An 18,855-nucleotide genomic window follows, 5' to 3' on the forward strand; every position below is an offset into this window, starting at 1 on the left:
AACTTTGTGTCTCATTGTATCTATCTTAAATGGCCGTCGTTGGGGCGGGGAGGCTGCGCGCCGACAGCCTGTGCGCCCCCGACACTCGCGCCGCCCCCCCCCCGGGGCGGTGGAGTGGTCGGCCTCCGGGCGTCAGGCTCAGGCCTTTTCTGCGGCCAGGACGCGGGCGCGCAGGTCCGCTGGATAGACGCTGTCGAACGCGGCGGGCGGCACTCGGCCAGCGCCGAGAGGCGGCAGCAGAGCGTCGTGGACGACGGTGGCGCCGCGGCCGGAGTGGAGTTCCTCCTCCAGATAGCACGGGTACCAGGGCATGATCGGCCCCTCGAAGCTCTCCTGGCGCTTGACCGGATGTACCCGGGTACCCAGTGCCCACAGCAGATCTGTCTCGTTCGACGGGTCGATGTCGTCGTCCAGCACGTAGGTCACCGGGCAGAGCCGCCCGGCCCGGCTGGTGCTCATCACCTCGCCGATGCGGTGTGTGAACCCGGCGGTGTCCACGCCGGGCAACTGCTCGCGCCAGTTGGCCGGGACGGTGATGACCAGCCAGTGGCAGGCCGCAGCGAGGGGCAGCCAGGCGGTGGTGACCGGCAGGCCGGCGTCCCGCAGGGCTGCGAGGACCTCGGCTGCCACGCCGGGGCCGGACGGGGCGTGCGAGTCGTCGACCGGGCGGCCGGCGGCCACCACGGGCCAGATCGGGTTGTCCCGGTGGGTGATCGCGTCGATGGTGAACAGCGGCTGGGGCGAAGTCTCGTCGAACGCCCAGCCGTGGAACTCGGCGAACGGGCCCTCGATCGCGTCGCGGGTGGCCGACAGGTGGCCCTCGATGACGACCTCGGCGCCGGCTGGCACCTCCAGGTCGTTCGTCTCGCACCGCACTACGTCGACCGGTCGGCCGCGCAGTGCGCCGAGGTAGGAGCCCTCGTCGGCGCCGGCGGGCAGGGGGATCGCGCCGACCGCCGGGACTCCGGGGTCTCCGCCCTGCACGAGGGCGAACGGCATCGGCTGCCCGAGCGCCTCCCACTCGCGCCAGACCTGGCCCAGGTGCTGTCCGGGCAGCACCAGTCCGGTCATGTGCCGATCGTCGACCTGCATGATGCGGGAGATTGCCCAGTTGGTCCACCGGCCGTCCGGGGTGCGGGCGATGATGACGCCCCATGTGTTGACGTAGGGGCCACCGTCGTCCTGGTGAACCTTCGGGATGGGGAAGCGAGCCAGGCTCGCGTCGTCGCCGAGCAGGATGTTCTGCTTGCACGGTGCGTCGCCTGCGTTCACCCGGCGCGGCGGCAGGGGCTCGCGCGAGCGTGCTTGCACCAAGTGATCAACGATCTCGGCGGCGGTCGCGGTGTGCGGCAGGCCGAAGGAGAGAGCCACCCGGGCCAGCGGGTGTCCGGGGATGCTGGACAGGGCGCAGGGCGCGCCGGCCATGCGGAAACCGGGTGCCACTCCTGCGACGTTGTCGAAGAGGGGGGCAGGACGGGTGAGTTCGGTGGAACGGCGCGTGATGGCTGCGGCTTCCAGGTGTGGGCTGACTTCCCGGGTGATGTGCTGGACGTCTCCCAGGGCTTCGAGGGCGGCCAGGTAGGACCGCAGGTCGGCGTGGTCGTACATCAGTTGCTTCTTTCTGCGATGAGGGAGTGGCTGGTGGGCATGCCGGTCCAGCGCCCTGCGGAAGAGACCTGGATGTCCAGCTGATCCAGCACCCGGACGACGAGGTGGTCGACCACCTCGTCGACGGACTTCGGAAGGTTGTAGAAGGCCGGCATGGGCGGCACGATCCGGACGCCCATGCGGGCAAGCGCCAGCATGTTCTCCAGGTGAAGCTCGCTGAGCGGGGTCTCCCTGGGCATGAGGACCAGCCGTCGGCCCTCCTTGAGCGTCACGTCGGCGGCGCGGGAGACCAGCCCATCGGCGTACCCCGCGCGGATGCCCGCGAGTGTCTTCATGCTGCACGGGGCGACGATCATGCCGTGCACCGGGAAGGACCCGGAGGAGATCGCAGCGCCCTGATCGTGCGCGCTGTACGACACGTCGGCCAGTGCGGTGACCTCCCGCACCGACAGGCCGGTCTCCAGGTGGATCGTCGCCTTGGCCCACTGGGACAGCACCAGATGCGTCTCGATGTCGGGCAGCGGCAGCAGCTTGCGCAGGATCTCGATCCCGAAGATGGCGCCGGTCGCCCCGGTCATGCCCACGATCACCTTTTTCGACATGAGAACTCTCCGTGTGCGATCAATTCGTACACGGTCAATGTATCCCACAACTATTTGTGTACCAACTATTCGTGGGCGGACTCACAGTGCACGGAGTAAAGTCGTGGGCATGGTGACCGGGGCCCGATACGACGGACTGCTCGCTGACGGCATGGCGCATCACCTGCGGCGTGCAACGCAGGTGATCAACGCCTCATGGCAGTCCCGCGCAGGAGATCTCACTCCCGTGCAGTTCGCCGTGGTCCAAGTGTTGGACGAACGCGGCAGCCTCGACCAGACGACCCTCGGCTCGCTGGCGGCCGTCGACCGCTCGACACTGACCCCGCTGCTCGATCGGCTGGTCGCCCGCGGACTGCTGACCAAGACGGTCGACCCCGCGAACCGCCGCCGCCAGCTCGTCACCCTCACCTCTGCCGGGCGCGAACGCGCAGCCACGGGCCGGATCCAAGCCCAGGAAACGAGCCGGTGGATCGAGGAGTTGCTGGGACCGGAGTCGCTCGCGACCCTCACCTTGTTGCTCAAACAGATCGGCGACGCAGGAACCGCGGGTGGCCGGGGGGCGAGCGAAGATGACGGAAAATGGCATCAGCGCTGACCGTGGACAGCGTGCCGCGCCGGGGTGCAGGTCATGTGAGCTCCGACGGCACGGTCCTGGCTTGGGTCGACGACACTGACGGCCTGTTGGGACGCGCCGTCGTCGAGGGAGTCGTCTGACGCAAGGTGACGCGCCACCACAGAGCTCCGGCGTGATCGTGAGCATGTCCTCCGGCCCGGGGCTGGTGGGCGTCCCGGGTTTTCCGGCTACGCCGCCACCAAGGCCGCCGAGGTTGCCATGACCAGAGCTCCGCGATCGAGGCCGCGACCCACGGCATCCGCAGCAACATCATTTGCCCCGGCTCCGGCAAGGGGTAGGCAAAACGCCGTCAAGGCCATGTACTCATGGACGACATCGTCCAAGCGGCGTTTGTGGGGTCGGGTTTGTGGACGGTGTGCACGCCACGGCGTGCAGTGGGCCGGGTGTTCCTGCGGCAGACTGGGCCGGATCGAGTCGTGCATGCCGATCCAATCCGTGCGCCTCGGCCTGTACGGCAGGGCTGGCCCGATGCCGCGATCGAGCGGTGGGAGCAGCTGGATGTGCTGGTCGACAACGCGGGTGTCGCCCGCATCATGCCGCTGGCGACACCACCGCCGAAGGCGTCAATGTCCTGTTCGGCCGTACCTTGCCGCGCCCAGCGTGCTGGCGCACGCGGTCTGCCGCATCTGGCAGCCGCGCCCGGAGACGGTGCGCGGCCGTTTCTCCGACCTGATGGACGAGTGCACCCGCCGGGGGCTCATCACCGTCCGCACCGACTGACGCCGCGACGCGTCGCTGGGATCCGGTGGGCTGGCCATCCGGCCGGCCCACCGGACGAGGACCTAAAATTCCACAAGTAACTTGCTTAAGTTACTTGTGGAATTTTAGGATGGGGGCATGAACACGACTCCCGGGCAGCAGCAGTCCACAGCGCCTGCCGCGACCGCGCAGCGCTTGCAGGACGCGATGACACGGCTGCGCGCACGGCTGCGCGCGGAGTCGGGGCAGCACGCGACTGGTCTGACAGCCACACAGCTGGGCGTCCTGGCGAGCGTGATACGAGAAGGCCCGGTCACTGCGGCGGGGCTCGCCACCATCGAGCACGTCAGCGCCCAGTCGATCGCACAGAGCCTGGCGGTCCTCAAGGCCGCCGGTCTCGTCCACAGCCAGCCTGACCCGAGGGACGGTCGCAAGAAGCTGATCAGCGCCGACCCGTCCGCGACCGAGCTGATCGACCGGCTTCTGACAGGCCGCGCCTCCTTCCTGGCGCGCGCCATCGACCAGGTGGTCGTCCCGGGCGAGCGTCAGGACGTGGAGAAGGCCATCGAACTCCTGGAGCGGCTCGCCGAAGCCGACCTCAGTGGCAGCGGCATATGAGAGCAGCCGCAGCCGGGCCCGCCGAAGCCTCGACGCACGATCGGCAGTACAAGCTCTTCGCCTGGCCCTTCACTACCCCGCTCTATGTGGGCTCGGCCCTCAACCCGATCAACAGCTCCATCATCGCGACCGCTACGGTCCCCATCGCCGCCGAACTAAAAGTCTCCGTCGGTGCCACCGCGGCCCTTGTATCCGCCCTCTACCTGGCCAGCGCCGTCGCCCAGCCCACCGCCGGGAAACTGGCGGAGGTGCTCGGCCCGCGCCGCATCTTCCTTTCCGGCATCGTCCTCGTCCTGCTCGGCGGTCTCGTAGGTGGCTTCGGCCAGAACCTGACCATGCTCACCGCCGCCCGGATCCTGATCGGCACCGGCACCTCGGCGGCCTTCCCCTGCGCCATGGTGATGATCCGGCGACGCGCCCAGGACAGCGGCCTGGACACCCCGCCGGGCGGCGTCCTCGGCGGCCTCGCCATCGCCGGCATGGCCACCGCCGCCATCGGCCCGCCCCTCGGAGGACTCCTGGTCGGCGCGGCGGGCTGGCGCTGGGCCTTCTTCATCAACCTCCCGGTCACCGTGATCGCTCTGGTCATGGCTCTGCGTTGGCTCCCCAAGGACCCGCCGCTCGACCGCGCGGACAGCGCCTTCCGTACGATCGCCGACCGGATCGACCTGCCCGGCATCATCGGCTTCGCCACCACGATGACCGCACTGGTCATCTTCCTGATGAGCCTCCCGCAGCCCGCGTGGGCCGCGCTCGCCGTCTTCGTCGCGGCCGCCGTACCCACAGCCTGGTGGGAACTGCGCGTGACGGCCCCGTTCTTCGACTTTCGCGGCCTCGCCGCCAACACGACTCTCACCCGCACCTACCTGCGCCAGGCCCTCACCCTCCTGGGCACGTACACCGTCATGTACGGCATGACGCAGTGGATGGAAGCCGCACACGGCTACTCCACCGTGCAGGCAGGACTCCTGCTGCTCCCGATGGGTGCCGCCTCCGCACTGCTCTCCCGCCCCCTCACGCGCCGCAACCTGGTACGCGGACCGCTGATCACCGCAGCGCTGACCATGCTGATCGGTTCGGCCGCCATCATGCTGCTCACTTCGCACAGCCCCGCCCTCGCGGTCGTCCTGGTCTCCCTGATCTTCGGCGTCACCTCGGCCGCTACCACGGTCGGCAATCAGACCGCCCTCTACCTTGCGGCACCGCCCGACCAGATCGGCACCGCTGCCGGCCTCTTTAGGACCTTCGGATACCTCGGGACCATCGCATCGTCCGTGATCGGCGGCATCGTCTTCCACGATGGGGCGAGCGACGACGGTCTGCACAGCCTCGGCCTCGTTCTGGTCGCGGCGGGTGTTGTCGTCCTGCTCCTGACCGTCCTGGACCGTCAGCTGATGGCCCGCAGCACGGCCAACACCCCTACAAACGCTGCGAACGCTGCACCAAACCCCCGCAAGGAGAACCACGCATGACCACCCCCGCCCACCCCGCGATCGACCCCCGGCGGACCGCCCTGCTGGCCATGGACTTCCAGAACGGAATTCTCGCCCACGTCCCCGAATCCGACGCGCTCGTCGAGAGGGTCAAGGGCGCGATGGCCGACCTCCGCGCCGTCGGCGGCACCATCGGCTACGTCCGCGTCGCCTTCGCCGAGGACGACTGGAACGCGGTCCCCGATACCAACAAGGCCTTCAGCGCGGTGGCCGCCGCGAAGATGCTGCACCACGAGGACGACGCCACGCAGATCGACGCACGGATCGCCCCCGAGGACGGCGACATCGTCGTCCGCAAGATCCGCTTCGGCTCGATCTCCACCACCGACCTCCACGAGCAGCTGCGCAGCCGCGGCATTGACGCCCTGATCCTCTCCGGCATAAGCACCAGCGGGGTCGTCCTGTCCACCCTCATCGACGCCGCCGACCGCGACTACCAGGTGTACGTCCTGACCGACGGCGTCGCCGACCATGACCCGGAGGTCAACCGGGTCCTGGTCGAGAAGGTGTTCCCGTCCCGCGCCCACCTGATCGACACGGCCGACCTGACCGCGCTGCTCAAGGCCGCCTGACGCGAAGTGTCGCGCGGGCCGAGGCCTCAGGCCCGTTCCAGGCTCCGTCAGCGTAAGGATCTGGCCGGTGAGCCAGGTGGTATCCGGTCCGGGCGCAGGATCAAGTTGTCGACCTCCTCGGGCTCGACGCGACGGCCAGGGGATTCGGGCGACCTCCTGCTGCTTGGCCTGGAATGACGGCTTCGGAAAGTCCTGCGGCAGCCCGAGCCTGACTTTCGGTCGGTCCGGGAACGACGGCATGACCTGGATGCCGTCGGCCGCCAGTTCAACCGTCCATGAGCGGGTCGGCTGTTCGAGGGCCGCCGTGGACGCCCCGTAGTGGGCGGCGACGAGGTTCGGCCGGTGGCTGGCCGTAGGTGCTGGAGACGTTGACGATCGCGCCCCGGCTCTCGCGCAGGGGGCGGGCGTGACCGGTGTGACGATTCGGACTGTTTGTGCTGATCAAACCGCTGCTGCCTCCCTGGCCCCAGCCGTCGTCGGGCGACCGGCTGTGCCTGTAGGACATCTGCCGGAAGGGCGTCCGGCCGTCGGCTGGGCCTTCCGGCCAGGCTTGCAACGGCCGGAATCTTGTCGAACAGGGGCGGGGGCCGGTGACACCGCGAGCGGGATGCCCTGCCCGCCGATGATGGGGGTGCTGCCCGGCCGTGCACGGTTCGACCGGGCTGGGCCCGCGTTTGGGCACCGGCGGGCCGCCCGCATGTGCGACGAGTCGATCACTGCCCGGGACCACTCCAGCTGGTTCTTCGATCGCAGTTCCTTCAGCGGCACGGCGTGCAGCCTGTCCCAGACGGCGGCCTCGTTTCAGGCGGCCAGCCACCAGCACGTCATGCTCGAACCAAAACCCAATCCTGTGGCAGGCACTCAGTCCGGTGGCGACAGTTCCTCGTTGACCGGTGCCACGCCCGGACGACGGTCCACATAGGTGTCGAGCACCATTAGCGTGCGCGTTCGGCGCACGCCGGCCACGTCATAGAGACTGCGGAGAAAACGCTGCAGTTCAGCGGGATCCCCCACGCGGACTTTCAGGACGAAGTTCGCCTCACCCGCCACAGTGTGCAGATCTTCCACTCGCGGGTCTTCGATGGTCGCCTGGCGGATCGCTTTCGTGATCCACCCCTCTGTCTCCATCAGAACAAAGGCAACGACGGGGCGGCCCAGGACCTTCGCGTCCAAGTCCACTGTCGTACGGAGGATGATCCCCCGCTGTCGCAGTTTCCGCACCCGTTCATGGACGGCACCGGTTGACAGTGTGACGGCAGCAGCCAGATCTGCGTACGTGCGTGAGGCGTCCTCCTGGAGCAGACCGATCAGTGTTCGGTCGATGTCATCCACGCCGCCTCCTAGGATGAGGTTCGGCCGAACCAGGTTCGGACCTTCTAATTTTTCGGTGAATCTGCCATAAGGCTATATGCATTCTAGATCCATGAGTGCTTCTTTGGAACGTCGGCAACCATTGCCGTCAACCTTGTGGATCTTGACCGCCGCTGTGACAGCTATCGGGGCACAGGCGCTCGTTCCAGGTGTTCTGCTGCCTGACATCGCCGAGGGCGTCGGTCTCAGCGCCGTCACTGCTGGCGGGATCTTCGGGATCTATGGCCTTGCGCTTGCTGCAAGTTCGTTTGCGGCGGGCGTATGCCTTCGCAGGTTGGCCGGCCGCGCTCGAGTCGTAGGAGGACTTGCCGGTCTCGCGGCCGGTCTTGTCGTTGTGGCGAGTGCCTCCGACGGGTTGGGGTTGCTCACAGGCGTTGTTGTCGCTGGTGCGGCAGCGGGAATCGCGTTGCCTGCGGTGTATGGACTAGTTGCCGTCATGGTCGATGGAGAGCTGGCAAGCCGGGCGACGAGCCGGGTGCTTCTCGGCTGGGCGCTGTCACTGGTGGTGGGGATTCCGGTGGCCGGGCTGATCGCGCAACTGTTCTCTTGGCGCAGCGCTTTCGTTGTTCTGGCCGCGCTGGCCCTGGTAGCTGCAGTCTTCGGTCTCGGCCTGCCGTCTGCCGACCCGCCTGAGGAGAGGCGACCTCAGTTCCGCGAGGTTCTCAGCGACCGTGCGGTCCTGCCTCTCCTCGGTGCAGTAGCGGCGTTCATGGCTACGTTCTACGGAGTCTTCGCGTTCGTCGGCTCCGATGCGAGGGCGCACTTGGGACACGGTCCTGGTCTCTCCTCCGCAGTAGCCCTCGCGTACGGATGTGGTTTCGCGTCCGCGGGACTGCTGCACCGTTGGACGAATCGCTTGGAGCGCATACTGCTGCCTCTGACGTTTGCTGCATTGATCGCGGTCTACGCGCTGTTGCCTCTCGCCGACCGCACCCTGCCGACGGTGCTGCTTGCCGCAGCGGTATGGGGCATGGTGAACGAGACAGCACTGACCATGCTGGTGGTCCGCATATCGCGGGCCTCCGCTGCATCTGAGGCACTGGCGCTGTACAACTCGATCACATACATCTCGGCCGCGGTCGGCACCGCATGCGCTGGAGCCATCGTTTCCAGCGTGGGGTTCGCAAGGCTGGGTTTGGCTGCTGCCGTTGTCTGTGCGGCCGGACTGCTCATGGTCGCGGCATCGCCGCAGCAGTCGCAGCTCGCATAACGCCAGCCTGCTCTGCCTGGGGACGTCAATTCAGACGTGCAGCAGGCCTGCCTGGGCAACGGTTCTCGCACCTACAGTAACTCGACCACCAGCTGCGTCAGACGGCCGAATCGACCGGCGGTGCATGCTCCGTGCGGGCTGCAGCGGCGACCCCGGCGGTTTGAGCCTGAGGCTGAACAGGCTGCCGCAGGGTGAGTTCCGGCCCGCACGGTCTGACCACGCTCACCTGCATGTCGCCCGCTGCGCGCCGGGTCGATGCCCGCGCGAGGTGGTCCGCGACGAGGCTTTGACATGTCAGGGCGGGTTGCTGGCAACCTCGCGGTCGGTCAGCACCTGGTATTTGGCAATGACGACGAACCTCTCGACGCCGTGCTCCTGAAGCAGGACAGGGTTGAGCAGCGTGCTGAAGTAGTGGCCGAGTGAAGGGGCCGGTAGACGGCTTGTCAGCACACGAACTGCTGCGGTGCAGTGCGCATAAGGTCAGCCAGCTCCGCGGTGTGTGCCTGGGCCAGCGGGTTGACATCGCGGTGCGCGATGCCGATGGAGGAGGCCATGAAAGTGTTCCTCAAAAGCTCCACGGCGCTCAGCACGAACCCGGCCATACGCCCAAGGGGTTGGTACCTGTCGTCTGTCGGCGCGGGAACGGAGTATGAGGGCGGCGCACACATTCCGCTGGGCGTGCGCTCTTCTTGCCTGCGGCGTGCCACCGCCATCTTCAGCGACGTGAGAGCGTCAGCCAGCCAGCCAGCCAGCCAGCCAGCCAGCCAGCCAGCCAGCCAGCCAGCCAGGCGGGCGGGCGGGCGGGAGGTTCAGGCCCTTGTGCTCGTGGTGCAGGCCAGGCGGTGCCCGCGAGCATGTCGCAGAGCTGCGGGCCCAGAAGAAGGGGTGCCCCCGCGGCGCGGGGGTTCGCCGAGGGGGCACCGGTCTGGAGAAGTCCTGTCGCTGTTACGCCGGGACGACGTAGGGGAACTGCCGGGCGCGCAGGTCGGCGGAGGTCGCCGGGGTCAGGCCTGAGGCAACGGGCATGTTCGTCACGAGCGAGAGCATGGCTTCGGGTGCGTTGTCAGCCTGGGGGCGGCCGTTGCGGGTGGCGAAGCCGAAAGAGGCGGGGGTTGCGACGACGTAGGGCAGTACGTCCGGGAAGAGCTGATGGGCCACCGTCCGGCCGTAGCCTTCGGGGTCGTGTGCGGTGCCGGTCGCGCGGACGACGGCGGCGACCTGGGCGGCGATCTGGTCGCCGGCTGCGGCGAGGTCTTCGCAGGGGTGCCGGGTGTTGGCCGGGTTGGAGAAGTCCGTGTCGTCCGGCCAGAAGATGGGCCACATCATGGGGTTGCCCGCTCGGTTGATCTGCCTCCAGCCGCCCGCATCGGTGGCGAGCTTGGTCGCGCACCACACCCCTGTGCGGGCGCCGGGCTTCAGCAGCGCGTGGGTGTGGGGAACCTCCAGCACGATTGTCTCGACGGACGTGCCGGTGAAACTGTTCGTGGCCTCCTTCGGTCGCCAGGAGGACAGATCCACCGGGATGCCCTTGGCGACTGCACCGTTGATGATCGCCAGCAGGCTGAGGTCGATATAGAACGAGTCCGCGACGCGGCCTGCCCAGACGCGGGTGCCATAGGCCTCGGCCGTCTCACCGGTGCGGCCCCGGAGCACGAGCTCGCCGTCGGCGGCGTCCTCGCGTGCGTCCGGGCCGGTCAGGGTGGACAACTCGAGTGACTGGTGACCGCTCGTATCGGGTTCTCCGAAGGAGAAGCGGTAGGTCAGGGACTCGTACTCTGCGCCGTCGAAGTGCACTTTGAACTCGTAGCGTGCCTCGTGATGGAAGCCCGGTTCAGCGTAGACGCCAGTGATGTTCGAGTTCACGTCCATGACGAACACCGTGCTGTTCTCGCCTGGGAAGACGTACAGGTCGTCGATGTACAGCTGACCGTTTTGAGCCGCCAGCGGGGTGTCGAGGTGATGGGACATAACAGGTTCGCTCCTCGCAGTGTTGTTGCTGTAGCGCTCGCCGGGTGTCGGCCGGGGAGGGCCGATGGCGCGCGCTCCGGTGGTGGGGGTGGCTCCGGGGAAGCCGAGGTTGATGTCGGCGTACCGCTCTCGAATGTGCGCGGCCTGCTGCCGGGGCGACGACTGCCGTCAGGCCTAATCGGTGGTCCGCGGATTCGAAGTGTCCCGATGACCACCGTGAGGTGACTCGTCGGGATTCGTGTCTGCGCGGGAAGGCTGCTCGGTCACGGCCCAGCTCGCCAGTAGTTTCAGGCGCTCAGCTGAAGCGGATCCGGGTTGCGGGACGACAACTCCCAGTGTTTGTTCCGGGTCGCCGACGGGGGTGAGGGCTTCGTAGCACAGGACGAGGTCGCCGACCACGGGATGGTGCAGGTGCTTGGTGCCGTGAGTGCGTTGGGCGACATCGTGGCCGGCCCACCAGGTGCGGAAGTCCGCGTCCTGGACGGAGAGTTCACCGACAAGTTCGGCCAGGGCGGGGTCGTGCGGATGACGTCCGGCGTATAGGCGCAGGGCGGCAACGATGCCGCGGGCGGCGTCTTCCCAGTCGGCGTACAGGGACCGGAAATGGTCGTCGAGGAAGACCAGACGGGCCATGTTCCGGCTGCGCGCCGGCAAGGCATTGAAGTCGGTGTACAGGGCACGGGCGAGATGGTTGGCTGCGAGCACGTCCAGACGCCGCCCGAGGACGAGGGCCGGGACGTCGATGAGGCTGTCGAGCAGGACCTGCAAGCCGGAACGGATGCGCTGCTGCGGGTAGGGCCGCCGGCGGTCACGGGTGGGTTTGGCGATCCGCACCAGGTGAACCCGCTCCAGTTCGGTCAGGTGAAGGGCGCGGGCGATTGCGTCAAGGACAGATGTGGAGGGGTTGAGGTGACGCCCTCGTTCCAGGCGGATGTAGTAGTCGACGCTGACACCGGCCAGCCGGGCGACTTCCTCGCGTCGCAGCCCTGGGACGCGGCGGACGCCCGCTTCGGGCGACAGGCCGGCTTCTGCGGGTGTGATCCTGGCCCGACGCGAGCGCAGGAACGCCGCCAGGGCCGTGTTGGGTTGCTCGGCCATGTCCACCACCGTAGACGGGCACGCCACCGTGGCTGGAGTGCCGAAAGGGGGCCTGTTGGACCCCCTTTCCGTCGCCTCTCACCATGACGCGTGACAGCGGAATATATAGCGAGAACTAGCAGAAAAAGGATGAACTGATGCAACGCTGGCCCCGTGGGGAACCGCCCTCACGGGTGGTCCGCTCCGACTGCGCCGGCGTCCGCCGCCCGTACTGCGTCAGGGGTGGCAGCCGTGAGGAGCCGCGGCGGACGGCAACGCACTGAGCCGTCGGCGGGCTTGCGTGACGTCTGAGGCGCCCTCGTCTCCGCCGGCCCCGCCCGCTGCGCCGCGGCCGTCTGCGGCGTCCTGGCCTGCATCGTGCGGTCGTGCAGCAGGGCGCTGCCGCGAGGGGGGCCGTGCGGGGTGGGGTTGGCGGTGTCGCCCGCCCCACCTGCGCGCACGCTCTCGCCGTGACTCTACCAGGTCTGGTCGGCGGCGCGGACGAAGACCTCGTTGACGGCCACCCGACGGTTGCTGGTGACGATGTAGGCCACGGCGTCTGCGATGTCCTCAGGCTGGAGTCGCTCGATGGCCTGCGTCTGGGCCTCGACTCCCGCACGCAGCTCTTCCCGGGTGTGGGAGGCGAGTTCGGTGTCGACGTTGCCGGGTTCGATGACGCTGACCCGCACTCGCAGGGACTGCATCTCCTGACGCAAAGCCTCGGAGAACCCGTTGACCCCGAACTTCGTGAGGTTGTACACCGCAGTGCCGGGGCGGGCGACCCGTCCGGCGGAGGAGCTGATGTTGACCAGGTCCGCGGTCCGCCGGGGATCCTGCTCAGCTGCCTTGATCAGGTGGGGCAGGGCGGCCTTCGTCACATACAGCAGCCCCATCAGGTTGATGTCGACCATGCGTTCCCACTCGCCGTCCGGAGCGTCCGCGAACGGGCCGACCAGCATGGCGCCGGCGTTGTTGACGACCGTGTCGAGGCGGCCGAACGCGGCCACGGCCTGCTCGACGGCGTCGTGGGCGGCCGCCCGGGTGGTGATGTCGGAGGCAATGGCCTGTGCGGTGCCACCCTCGGACTCGATCGCGCTGACCACCTCTGCCAGGCGGTCCGCCCGGCGGGCGACGAGCGCTACCGAAGCGCCCTCCTGCGCGAGCCGCCGTGCGGTGGCGGCTCCTATGCCGCTACTGGCCCCGGTGACCAGCGCGACGGTGCCTTCCAGTGAGTTACCCATGTGTCTGCCTTTCTTTTCCGCTCCATAACCGGAGCCGACTCCGCTCACGCTAACACGGAATCGGAGCCGACTCCACTTATCTGATTCTGGGTGGCAGGCGGAGGCCTCGATCGACTGACCGCATCCCGGTGAACGGCCACCACATGCCAGTGCGCGCGCGACGAAAGCCACGCCCGGCAACGCCTCGCCGCAGGTTCTGCCTGCGGCGAGGCGTCGGAGGGGGGCTGTCTGCGGCCGCCTCGGTGGCGGTAGGCCGCGGATGGCCGAAGAGGGACCCCGTGAAGTGCACTGCGGCGTGGGGGCGTTGCAGGTGGCGGATTGGGTGCACGTGCGTGAGTGCCTCGCCGGTGCGTGGGCCGCTGAAGGGTCTGCCCTCTCCGAGCGCAATGGATCGCAGGAGCGGGTGGTGGGCCTGGACGACCGTGCGGAAGGGCTGCCGGTCGGGGGCATCGATCCGGGAACGGTCGAGAGCGGCGACGACACGGCGGCCGCGGTCTGCGTCCGCCCGCGCCACGACATCGGATCAGGTCACTGGGGTTACCGGCCAGTCGGGTGCAGGGAAGTGGGCCCAGATGCGATGGGGCTCGCGTTGTGGCCCCGTCTCTGCTCGACGGCGCGAATCTGGTCGGAGCCGGTGAAGGTCTTCGGCCAAGCAGCAGGGGGCACCGTTGGGGTGTATGTCGTGCCTGTGCTGCCGCCTCTGGCGGACCTGCTGCTTGGAATGGGACCGGCCGTGGCGGGACGGGCGGCAGCCCCAGCAGGAGCTCGTCACGCCCAAGTGCCCCGTGAGGGCTGGAAGCGGGGCTCGACGGCCTGCGTGCGCCGCCGCGGGGCATCTCGGCCTGCGGGCTCTGTTGCGCCTCCCGCTTGCACGTGGGTGGCGCGTGCCACGGGGAACTTGGCAGGCGCTGGCCTCGGGGGCGCTTGGCGCGGCTACGGCGTAGTCGGTGAGGCGCCGCGGCCTGCGGCGAGTCCGTCAAGAAGCAGACGGATCAGCCGAGATGCGAGGTCACGCTGGTGCTCGTGTCCAGCAATGAGCGTGATGCCGCCGACCGCCATGAGGACATCGTTGGGCGCGGCGTCGCTGCGCAGGCGCCCGGCGGCGATGCCTGCATCGAGGAGGGTGCGGACCGCTCCGCCCAGTGCCTCGCGGCTGTGCAGGCGCAGTCCTTCGCGCGCGGCGAGTATGGAGGGCAGGGCATCCGCCATTCCCTGTTTGGTGAGCATGTAGTCCACGAATACCTCCATCCACTGCCGTAGCGCGTCCACCGGATCGTGGTCCTCGAGCAGTTGCGGCACCGATGCGCACAGACGGTCGGTCTCGTTGCGGTAGACGGCCTCGATGAGGTCCTCGCGCGTCGGAAAGCGGCGGTACAGGGTTCCGATCCCGACGCCTGCCTCGGCGGCGATCGCCTTCAGGGACGTATCCGCTCCTTCTGTCGCGAACGTGCGCGCGGCAGCCTCCATCAGCCGGTCGTAGTTCGCCTGTGCGTCGGCGCGCAATGAGCGGGGCATCGCTCCTCCTTGTAAGCGGAGCCAGCTCCGCTTATAGTCGAGCTAAGTGGATCCGACTCCACTTACTGCTCGCATTGTAGTTGAGCCGCCTCAAGCCCGGCTCGGCCGCATAACTGATCAAGGAACATACAGATGAAACAGCCCATCACCACACCGTTCGGTGCACAATCGACCGCCTCGGAAGTGGTGGCCAGCACCGACCTCATCGGCCGGCGCGCGATCGTGACAGGCGGCGCCGGCGGGCTGGGCCAGGAAACCGCCCGCGCCCTCGCCTCCGCGGGCGCCGAGGTGACCATCGCAGCTCGCAACCTGGACCTGGGCAACGCCGCCGCGCGGGAGATCGCCGCGCAGACGGGCAACCCCCTCACGCGCGCCGCACAACTGGACCTGGCCGACCTCGCCTCCGTCAAGGAATTCGCAGCCAGCTGGTCGGGCCCGCTGCACATCCTCGTCGCCAACGCCGGGGTCATGGCCACCCCCGAGCGCCGCACCCCGCAGGGGCGAGAGCTGCAGTTCGCAACGAACCACCTCGGCCACTTCGCGCTGGCCGTCAGCCTCCACGACTCGCTCGCTGCCGCCGGCAAGGCCCGTGTGGTCGTCCTCAGCTCGGTTGGGCACGTCAACGGACCCGTCCGTTTCCACGACCCCGACTTCACCAAGGAGCCCTACGACCCCTGGCTGGCCTACGCGCAGTCCAAGACGGCCAACATCTTGTTCGCGGTCGAAGCGGCCAAACGCTGGGCCGCGGACGGCATCGCCGTCAATGCCCTCAATCCCGGACGCATCTGGGGAACCAACCTCGGCCGTCACATGGAGGCGCCTCCGGCATCGTTCGACCCCTCAGGCCAGAGCGGCGTATCCGTGAAGAACATCGCCCAAGGTGCGGCAACCTCCGTACTCCTGGCCGCCTCGCCGCTGGTCGAAGGCGTCACCGGCACATACTTCGAGGACTGTCAGGAAGCCGCCCCCTTCACGCCGGGTGTGCGTCGAGGGGTCGCTGACTACGCCGTCGACCCCGACAACGCCCGCCGCCTGTGGGACCTGTCGGTGGAACTGACCGGCGTCGGCCAGTAACGGGCCCATCCCGCCCCGGGTGCTCCAGCACCCCGCTGCCCATTCCGGCGGACGCCGCACCTGAGGTCCTGCCGGGCCCGGTGGCGTTAAGCATCACAAACAGGAGCAAACATGAACACAAACAACCCTGAGCGCTTCGACGGTCTGCGGGCCTTCGTCACCGGAGGTGGCACGGGCATCGGCCGTGCCACCGCGGTGACCCTGGCGCAGCAGGGCGCCTACGTGACCGTTGCTGGCCGCACCGAAGCAACTCTGCGCGAGACGGTCGAGCTCATCCACGCCGCGGGCGGCGACGGTCAGGCGGTGATCTGCGACGTGAGCGACGAGAACTCCGTCATCAACGCTGTCACGGCGGCCGGAGGCGAACAGGAACAACTCGACATCGCCGTCAACAGTGCCGGCGTGAGCGGGGGCGATGCCCTGCGCCCGCTCGCCGACTACGACACGGCCCAGTTCGACCGCATGATCGCTATCGATCTGCGCGGCATGTTCCTCAGCATGAAGTACGAGCTTGCGCTCATGGCCCGGAAGAAGTCGGGCGCGATCGTCAACGTCGGATCCGGTGCCAGCCTGGTCGGAGCCCCCGGCTTCGCAGGCTACGTCGCAGCCAAGCACGGCGGCGCCGGACTGACCAAGACCGCGGCCCTGGACTACGGAGCCCTGGGAATCCGAGTCAACATCGTAGCGGCCGGCCTCGTCGAAACTCCCCTCGTCGCCACCGGCCGCTCTCCCGAGGTCATGGCAGCCCGCATCGCCGAGCATCCCCTGGGCCGCATCGCCCAAGCACAAGAGATCGCTGACGCGATCGTCTGGCTCTGCTCCAAGCAGTCCAGCTTCGTCACCGGTGCGGTCGTTCCCGTCGACGGCGGATACACGGTGCACTGACATGGCTGCCAGCACCGACCATGTCGGCCTGTCTGTCGGTGACCTCGACCGCATCAGTGCCTTCTACTGCCGGGCGTTCGGCATGACGACCACGGGGCCCCGTGTGCTCGCCGACGGTCACTCCCGGGTCGCCGTGCTCACCGGCACCCCGGGCTTGTGCCTCGAACTCACCCAGGTTCCTGGCTCACGGCCGCAGGAGCACACCAGCGTGGCCGACGGAGCACGGACCCAGGGTTGGTTCCACTGGTCCCTGCGCATCGACAACCTTGACGCCGCGCTTACCACGATCAGGGCTCTTGGCGGAAACCTTGTGACCGAGCCCGCCGACGCCCAGACCAGGCCCGGCATCAGGTTCGCCTACGTCACCGATCCCGAAGGCAACCTCATCGAACTGACGACGACCGAGGAGACTCGGACAACCGCACCAGTCTCTCCCAAGAGGGGCTAGGGGCAATGCCGTGACTCTGTTGGTGATCTTGACGGGGTGGTGACGGCGATCGCTGATGGTGGTTGGTGGGGCGGCCTCGGTGTGGGGCGTGGACGGTGTCGATGCGTTCGGCAAATTTCCAGCGGCTTCCCCCGATGACGGTCCGGACGGCGCGGGCGGCGTGTCCGAGGGGACGCCGGTGGTGCTGATGCGGGACCGGCTGGATGTGGTGTTCACCGACGAGGACTTCGCTGACCTGTATCCGGCCGATGGCCGACCGGCCTTCTCACCGGGGCAGTTGGCGCTGGTGTCGGTGCTGCAGTTCGCCGAGAACCTCTCGGACCGGCGACGGCGGATGCGGTGCGCACGAGGATCGACTGGACGTACGGGCTCGGCCTTGATCTGGACGATCCGGAGTTCGACTGCTCGCTGCTCAGTGAGTTCCGGCCCCGGCTGGCCGAGGCGACCGGGCGGATCAGCTGCTGCAGTTGATGCTGGACTGCCTGGCGGCGGCCGGACTGCTCGAGGCGGGGCCGACAGCATCCGACGCCGCCCATGTCCTGGCGGCGGTGCGGCGGTTGAGCCGGCCGGAGCTGGCGGGCGAGAGCGTGCGGGCCGCGCTGGAGGAGATCGCCGAGGCCGAGCCGGACTGGCTCGTGCCGCGGATCGAACCCGGGTGGGCCAAGCGATACCGCCGGAAGGTCGAGATCGGGAAGGTGCCGGCAGCGGTGCGGGAACGTGCCGAGGTGGCTATGACGGTGACGCTGGCCCCACCTCGGGACGGCCTGCCGTGGCTCCACTCGGATGTTCGAGGGCGGCTTGCGGTGGACCCACGTGTGCGCCCCTCGCCTGGTGGGAGGTGGAGCCACGCGAGACCGATACAGGCTCTGTCCGATTTAGGCGGGTCCACTCCTGGTCGCCCCAAGCGGGGCCAAGTTCACCGCCATAGCCATGCCGAGGCCTTCGGCCGGGACGGGCACACGCTCCTCACTGCGGCCTGGGCGGCCGGCGCCCCGCCCCCTCTGCGGACGTGCGGCAGGTGGAGAACCTGCGGCAGGTCTGGATCCACCGGTACTACTCGGATCCCGAGGGGCACTTGCGCCGGCGGGAAGGCACTGCCCTGCCGCCGGCCTCGCTGCGGTTCGACTCCCCGTATGACACGGACGCGCACTCCTGCGTCAAACGCGGTGTCGAGTGGAGCGGATAGCGGGTTCATGTCACCGAGTCGTGTGATCAGGACCTGTCGCACCGGGTGGTGCACGTGGCCACCGCCATTGCTCCCGTCCAGGACGGGCAGCTGACCGAGAAGATCCACGACGACCTCGCCATCCGTGACCGGGCTCCGGCCGAGCACATCGTGGATACCGCCCACCTCTCACCCGCCCACATCGAGCGGGCTCAGCGCATACACGGCATCAGGCTGCTCGGCCCGGCCCTCGCGGACAACAGCCGCCAGGCCAAAGCGGCTTCGGGCTTCGAACAAAGCGGCTTCACCATCGACTGGGTCAACGAGCAGGCCATCTGCCCGCGCGGCGTGATGAGTGCGTCCTGGACCAAGCTGAACATCTCCGGCCACACCTACGTTCAGTCCCGCGTCGCCGAGGCCGACTGCAGGCCTTGCCCAGATCGCGCACGGTGCACCTCCTCGGCCACTCGCTCCCGCTCAGTGGCGGTGCTGCCGCGGCCGCTGCGCGAGATTCAGCTGCGCAATCGGCTCGACCAGCAGACCGAGCAGTGGCAACGCCGGTACGCGACCGGCGCTGGCATAGATCCCCAACAGAGTCACGGCATTGAGGCCAGGGTCTGCTGCGAAAGTGAGTAGGGAGATCCTGCTGGCTGGCTACGGAGCTGGGTGGGCTTT

At 68.3% G+C, this 18,855-nt stretch carries 18 protein-coding genes and 1 pseudogene; 10 read left to right on the plus strand and 9 right to left on the minus strand.

Annotated elements, in window-relative coordinates:
* Positions 1 to 138 precede the first annotated feature (138 nt).
* The gene (locus ACFXI4_RS38680) at positions 139 to 1,608 is read right to left on the minus strand and encodes a UbiD family decarboxylase (RefSeq protein WP_385000537.1); all 1,470 of its coding nucleotides are present in this window, start codon (positions 1,606 to 1,608) and stop codon (positions 139 to 141) included.
* On the minus strand, positions 1,608 to 2,210 hold the full coding sequence (locus tag ACFXI4_RS38685; protein WP_385000540.1) for a UbiX family flavin prenyltransferase: 603 nt from the start codon (positions 2,208 to 2,210) through the stop codon (positions 1,608 to 1,610). The genes ACFXI4_RS38680 and ACFXI4_RS38685 overlap by 1 nt, the downstream gene beginning before the upstream one ends.
* A gap of 109 nt (positions 2,211 to 2,319) precedes the next feature.
* Between ACFXI4_RS38685 and ACFXI4_RS38690 the strand changes: the two genes are divergently transcribed.
* The 4 genes from ACFXI4_RS38690 (at position 2,320) to ACFXI4_RS38705 (ending at position 6,226) form a co-directional block, all read left to right on the plus strand.
* Positions 2,320 to 2,805, plus strand: a complete 486-nt coding sequence (locus tag ACFXI4_RS38690; RefSeq protein WP_385000671.1) for a MarR family winged helix-turn-helix transcriptional regulator — start codon at positions 2,320 to 2,322, stop codon at positions 2,803 to 2,805.
* An 876-nt stretch (positions 2,806 to 3,681) separates the two neighbouring features.
* On the plus strand, positions 3,682 to 4,161 hold the full coding sequence (locus ACFXI4_RS38695; RefSeq protein ID WP_385000543.1) for a MarR family winged helix-turn-helix transcriptional regulator: 480 nt from the start codon (positions 3,682 to 3,684) through the stop codon (positions 4,159 to 4,161).
* The gene (locus ACFXI4_RS38700) at positions 4,158 to 5,633 is read left to right on the plus strand and encodes an MFS transporter (protein WP_385000546.1); all 1,476 of its coding nucleotides are present in this window, start codon (positions 4,158 to 4,160) and stop codon (positions 5,631 to 5,633) included. Before ACFXI4_RS38695 ends, ACFXI4_RS38700 begins: the two co-directional genes overlap by 4 nt.
* On the plus strand, positions 5,630 to 6,226 hold the full coding sequence (locus ACFXI4_RS38705) for a cysteine hydrolase family protein (protein ID WP_385000549.1): 597 nt from the start codon (positions 5,630 to 5,632) through the stop codon (positions 6,224 to 6,226). Before ACFXI4_RS38700 ends, ACFXI4_RS38705 begins: the two co-directional genes overlap by 4 nt.
* Before the next feature lie 861 nt (positions 6,227 to 7,087).
* Here the strand turns inward: ACFXI4_RS38705 and ACFXI4_RS38710 are convergent.
* The gene (locus ACFXI4_RS38710) at positions 7,088 to 7,558 is read right to left on the minus strand and encodes an Lrp/AsnC family transcriptional regulator (RefSeq protein ID WP_385000552.1); all 471 of its coding nucleotides are present in this window, start codon (positions 7,556 to 7,558) and stop codon (positions 7,088 to 7,090) included.
* A 142-nt stretch (positions 7,559 to 7,700) separates the two neighbouring features.
* Between ACFXI4_RS38710 and ACFXI4_RS38715 the strand changes: the two genes are divergently transcribed.
* Positions 7,701 to 8,807: an MFS transporter gene (locus ACFXI4_RS38715; protein ID WP_385000555.1), complete on the plus strand. Its 1,107-nt coding sequence runs from the start codon at positions 7,701 to 7,703 to the stop codon at positions 8,805 to 8,807.
* 294 nt (positions 8,808 to 9,101) lie between these two features.
* Here the strand turns inward: ACFXI4_RS38715 and ACFXI4_RS38720 are convergent, their stop codons facing one another.
* From ACFXI4_RS38720 to ACFXI4_RS38745, 6 genes are all read right to left on the minus strand, one after another.
* Positions 9,102 to 9,257: a hypothetical protein gene (locus ACFXI4_RS38720; protein WP_385000558.1), complete on the minus strand. Its 156-nt coding sequence runs from the start codon at positions 9,255 to 9,257 to the stop codon at positions 9,102 to 9,104.
* Positions 9,251 to 9,409: a hypothetical protein gene (locus tag ACFXI4_RS38725; RefSeq protein WP_385000561.1), complete on the minus strand. Its 159-nt coding sequence runs from the start codon at positions 9,407 to 9,409 to the stop codon at positions 9,251 to 9,253. The genes ACFXI4_RS38720 and ACFXI4_RS38725 overlap by 7 nt, the downstream gene beginning before the upstream one ends.
* 343 nt (positions 9,410 to 9,752) lie before the next feature.
* On the minus strand, positions 9,753 to 10,775 hold the full coding sequence (locus tag ACFXI4_RS38730; protein ID WP_385000564.1) for a DUF4331 family protein: 1,023 nt from the start codon (positions 10,773 to 10,775) through the stop codon (positions 9,753 to 9,755).
* Between the two features lie 174 nt (positions 10,776 to 10,949).
* Positions 10,950 to 11,873, minus strand: a complete 924-nt coding sequence (locus tag ACFXI4_RS38735; protein WP_385000567.1) for a helix-turn-helix domain-containing protein — start codon at positions 11,871 to 11,873, stop codon at positions 10,950 to 10,952.
* 455 nt (positions 11,874 to 12,328) lie between these two features.
* Positions 12,329 to 13,093 carry an SDR family NAD(P)-dependent oxidoreductase gene (locus ACFXI4_RS38740; protein ID WP_385000570.1) on the minus strand — a complete coding sequence of 255 codons (765 nt, stop codon included), beginning with the start codon at positions 13,091 to 13,093 and terminating at the stop codon, positions 12,329 to 12,331.
* 933 nt (positions 13,094 to 14,026) lie between these two features.
* On the minus strand, positions 14,027 to 14,608 hold the full coding sequence (locus ACFXI4_RS38745; RefSeq protein ID WP_385000573.1) for a TetR/AcrR family transcriptional regulator: 582 nt from the start codon (positions 14,606 to 14,608) through the stop codon (positions 14,027 to 14,029).
* Between the two features lie 132 nt (positions 14,609 to 14,740).
* On the opposite strand from ACFXI4_RS38745, the gene ACFXI4_RS38750 reads away from it, so the two are divergent.
* The 5 genes and pseudogenes from ACFXI4_RS38750 (at position 14,741) to ACFXI4_RS38770 (ending at position 18,816) form a co-directional block, all read left to right on the plus strand.
* Positions 14,741 to 15,682, plus strand: a complete 942-nt coding sequence (locus tag ACFXI4_RS38750) for an SDR family NAD(P)-dependent oxidoreductase (protein WP_385000575.1) — start codon at positions 14,741 to 14,743, stop codon at positions 15,680 to 15,682.
* 111 nt (positions 15,683 to 15,793) lie between these two features.
* Positions 15,794 to 16,567, plus strand: a complete 774-nt coding sequence (locus tag ACFXI4_RS38755) for an SDR family NAD(P)-dependent oxidoreductase (protein ID WP_385000578.1) — start codon at positions 15,794 to 15,796, stop codon at positions 16,565 to 16,567.
* 1 nt (position 16,568) lies between these two features.
* Positions 16,569 to 17,015, plus strand: a complete 447-nt coding sequence (locus ACFXI4_RS38760) for a VOC family protein (RefSeq protein ID WP_385000581.1) — start codon at positions 16,569 to 16,571, stop codon at positions 17,013 to 17,015.
* 336 nt (positions 17,016 to 17,351) lie between these two features.
* Positions 17,352 to 17,486 (plus strand): annotated as a pseudogene (locus tag ACFXI4_RS38765) (transposase); the annotation flags it as partial.
* 769 nt (positions 17,487 to 18,255) lie between these two features.
* A complete protein-coding gene (locus ACFXI4_RS38770; protein WP_385000584.1) occupies positions 18,256 to 18,816 on the plus strand; it encodes a transposase in 561 nt (186 codons plus the stop codon).
* Positions 18,817 to 18,855: the final 39 nt, after the last annotated feature.

It is taken from the genome of Streptomyces sp. NPDC059224, assembly GCF_042754285.1.
GTDB lineage: Bacteria > Actinomycetota > Actinomycetes > Streptomycetales > Streptomycetaceae > Streptomyces.

Excerpts from the sequence above, each read along its gene's own strand:
- ACFXI4_RS38680 (WP_385000537.1), bottom strand. The coding sequence starts at position 1,608 with ATGTACGACCACGCCGACCTGCGGTCCTACCTGGCCGCCCTCGAAGCC.
- ACFXI4_RS38685 (WP_385000540.1), bottom strand. The coding sequence starts at position 2,210 with ATGTCGAAAAAGGTGATCGTGGGCATGACCGGGGCGACCGGCGCCATC.
- ACFXI4_RS38690 (WP_385000671.1), top strand. The coding sequence starts at position 2,320 with ATGGTGACCGGGGCCCGATACGACGGACTGCTCGCTGACGGCATGGCG.
- ACFXI4_RS38695 (WP_385000543.1), top strand. The coding sequence starts at position 3,682 with ATGAACACGACTCCCGGGCAGCAGCAGTCCACAGCGCCTGCCGCGACC.
- ACFXI4_RS38700 (WP_385000546.1), top strand. The coding sequence starts at position 4,158 with ATGAGAGCAGCCGCAGCCGGGCCCGCCGAAGCCTCGACGCACGATCGG.
- ACFXI4_RS38705 (WP_385000549.1), top strand. The coding sequence starts at position 5,630 with ATGACCACCCCCGCCCACCCCGCGATCGACCCCCGGCGGACCGCCCTG.
- ACFXI4_RS38725 (WP_385000561.1), bottom strand. The coding sequence starts at position 9,409 with ATGGCCGGGTTCGTGCTGAGCGCCGTGGAGCTTTTGAGGAACACTTTC.
- ACFXI4_RS38730 (WP_385000564.1), bottom strand. The coding sequence starts at position 10,775 with ATGTCCCATCACCTCGACACCCCGCTGGCGGCTCAAAACGGTCAGCTG.
- ACFXI4_RS38735 (WP_385000567.1), bottom strand. The coding sequence starts at position 11,873 with ATGGCCGAGCAACCCAACACGGCCCTGGCGGCGTTCCTGCGCTCGCGT.
- ACFXI4_RS38740 (WP_385000570.1), bottom strand. The coding sequence starts at position 13,093 with ATGGGTAACTCACTGGAAGGCACCGTCGCGCTGGTCACCGGGGCCAGT.
- ACFXI4_RS38745 (WP_385000573.1), bottom strand. The coding sequence starts at position 14,608 with ATGCCCCGCTCATTGCGCGCCGACGCACAGGCGAACTACGACCGGCTG.
- ACFXI4_RS38750 (WP_385000575.1), top strand. The coding sequence starts at position 14,741 with ATGAAACAGCCCATCACCACACCGTTCGGTGCACAATCGACCGCCTCG.
- ACFXI4_RS38755 (WP_385000578.1), top strand. The coding sequence starts at position 15,794 with ATGAACACAAACAACCCTGAGCGCTTCGACGGTCTGCGGGCCTTCGTC.
- ACFXI4_RS38760 (WP_385000581.1), top strand. The coding sequence starts at position 16,569 with ATGGCTGCCAGCACCGACCATGTCGGCCTGTCTGTCGGTGACCTCGAC.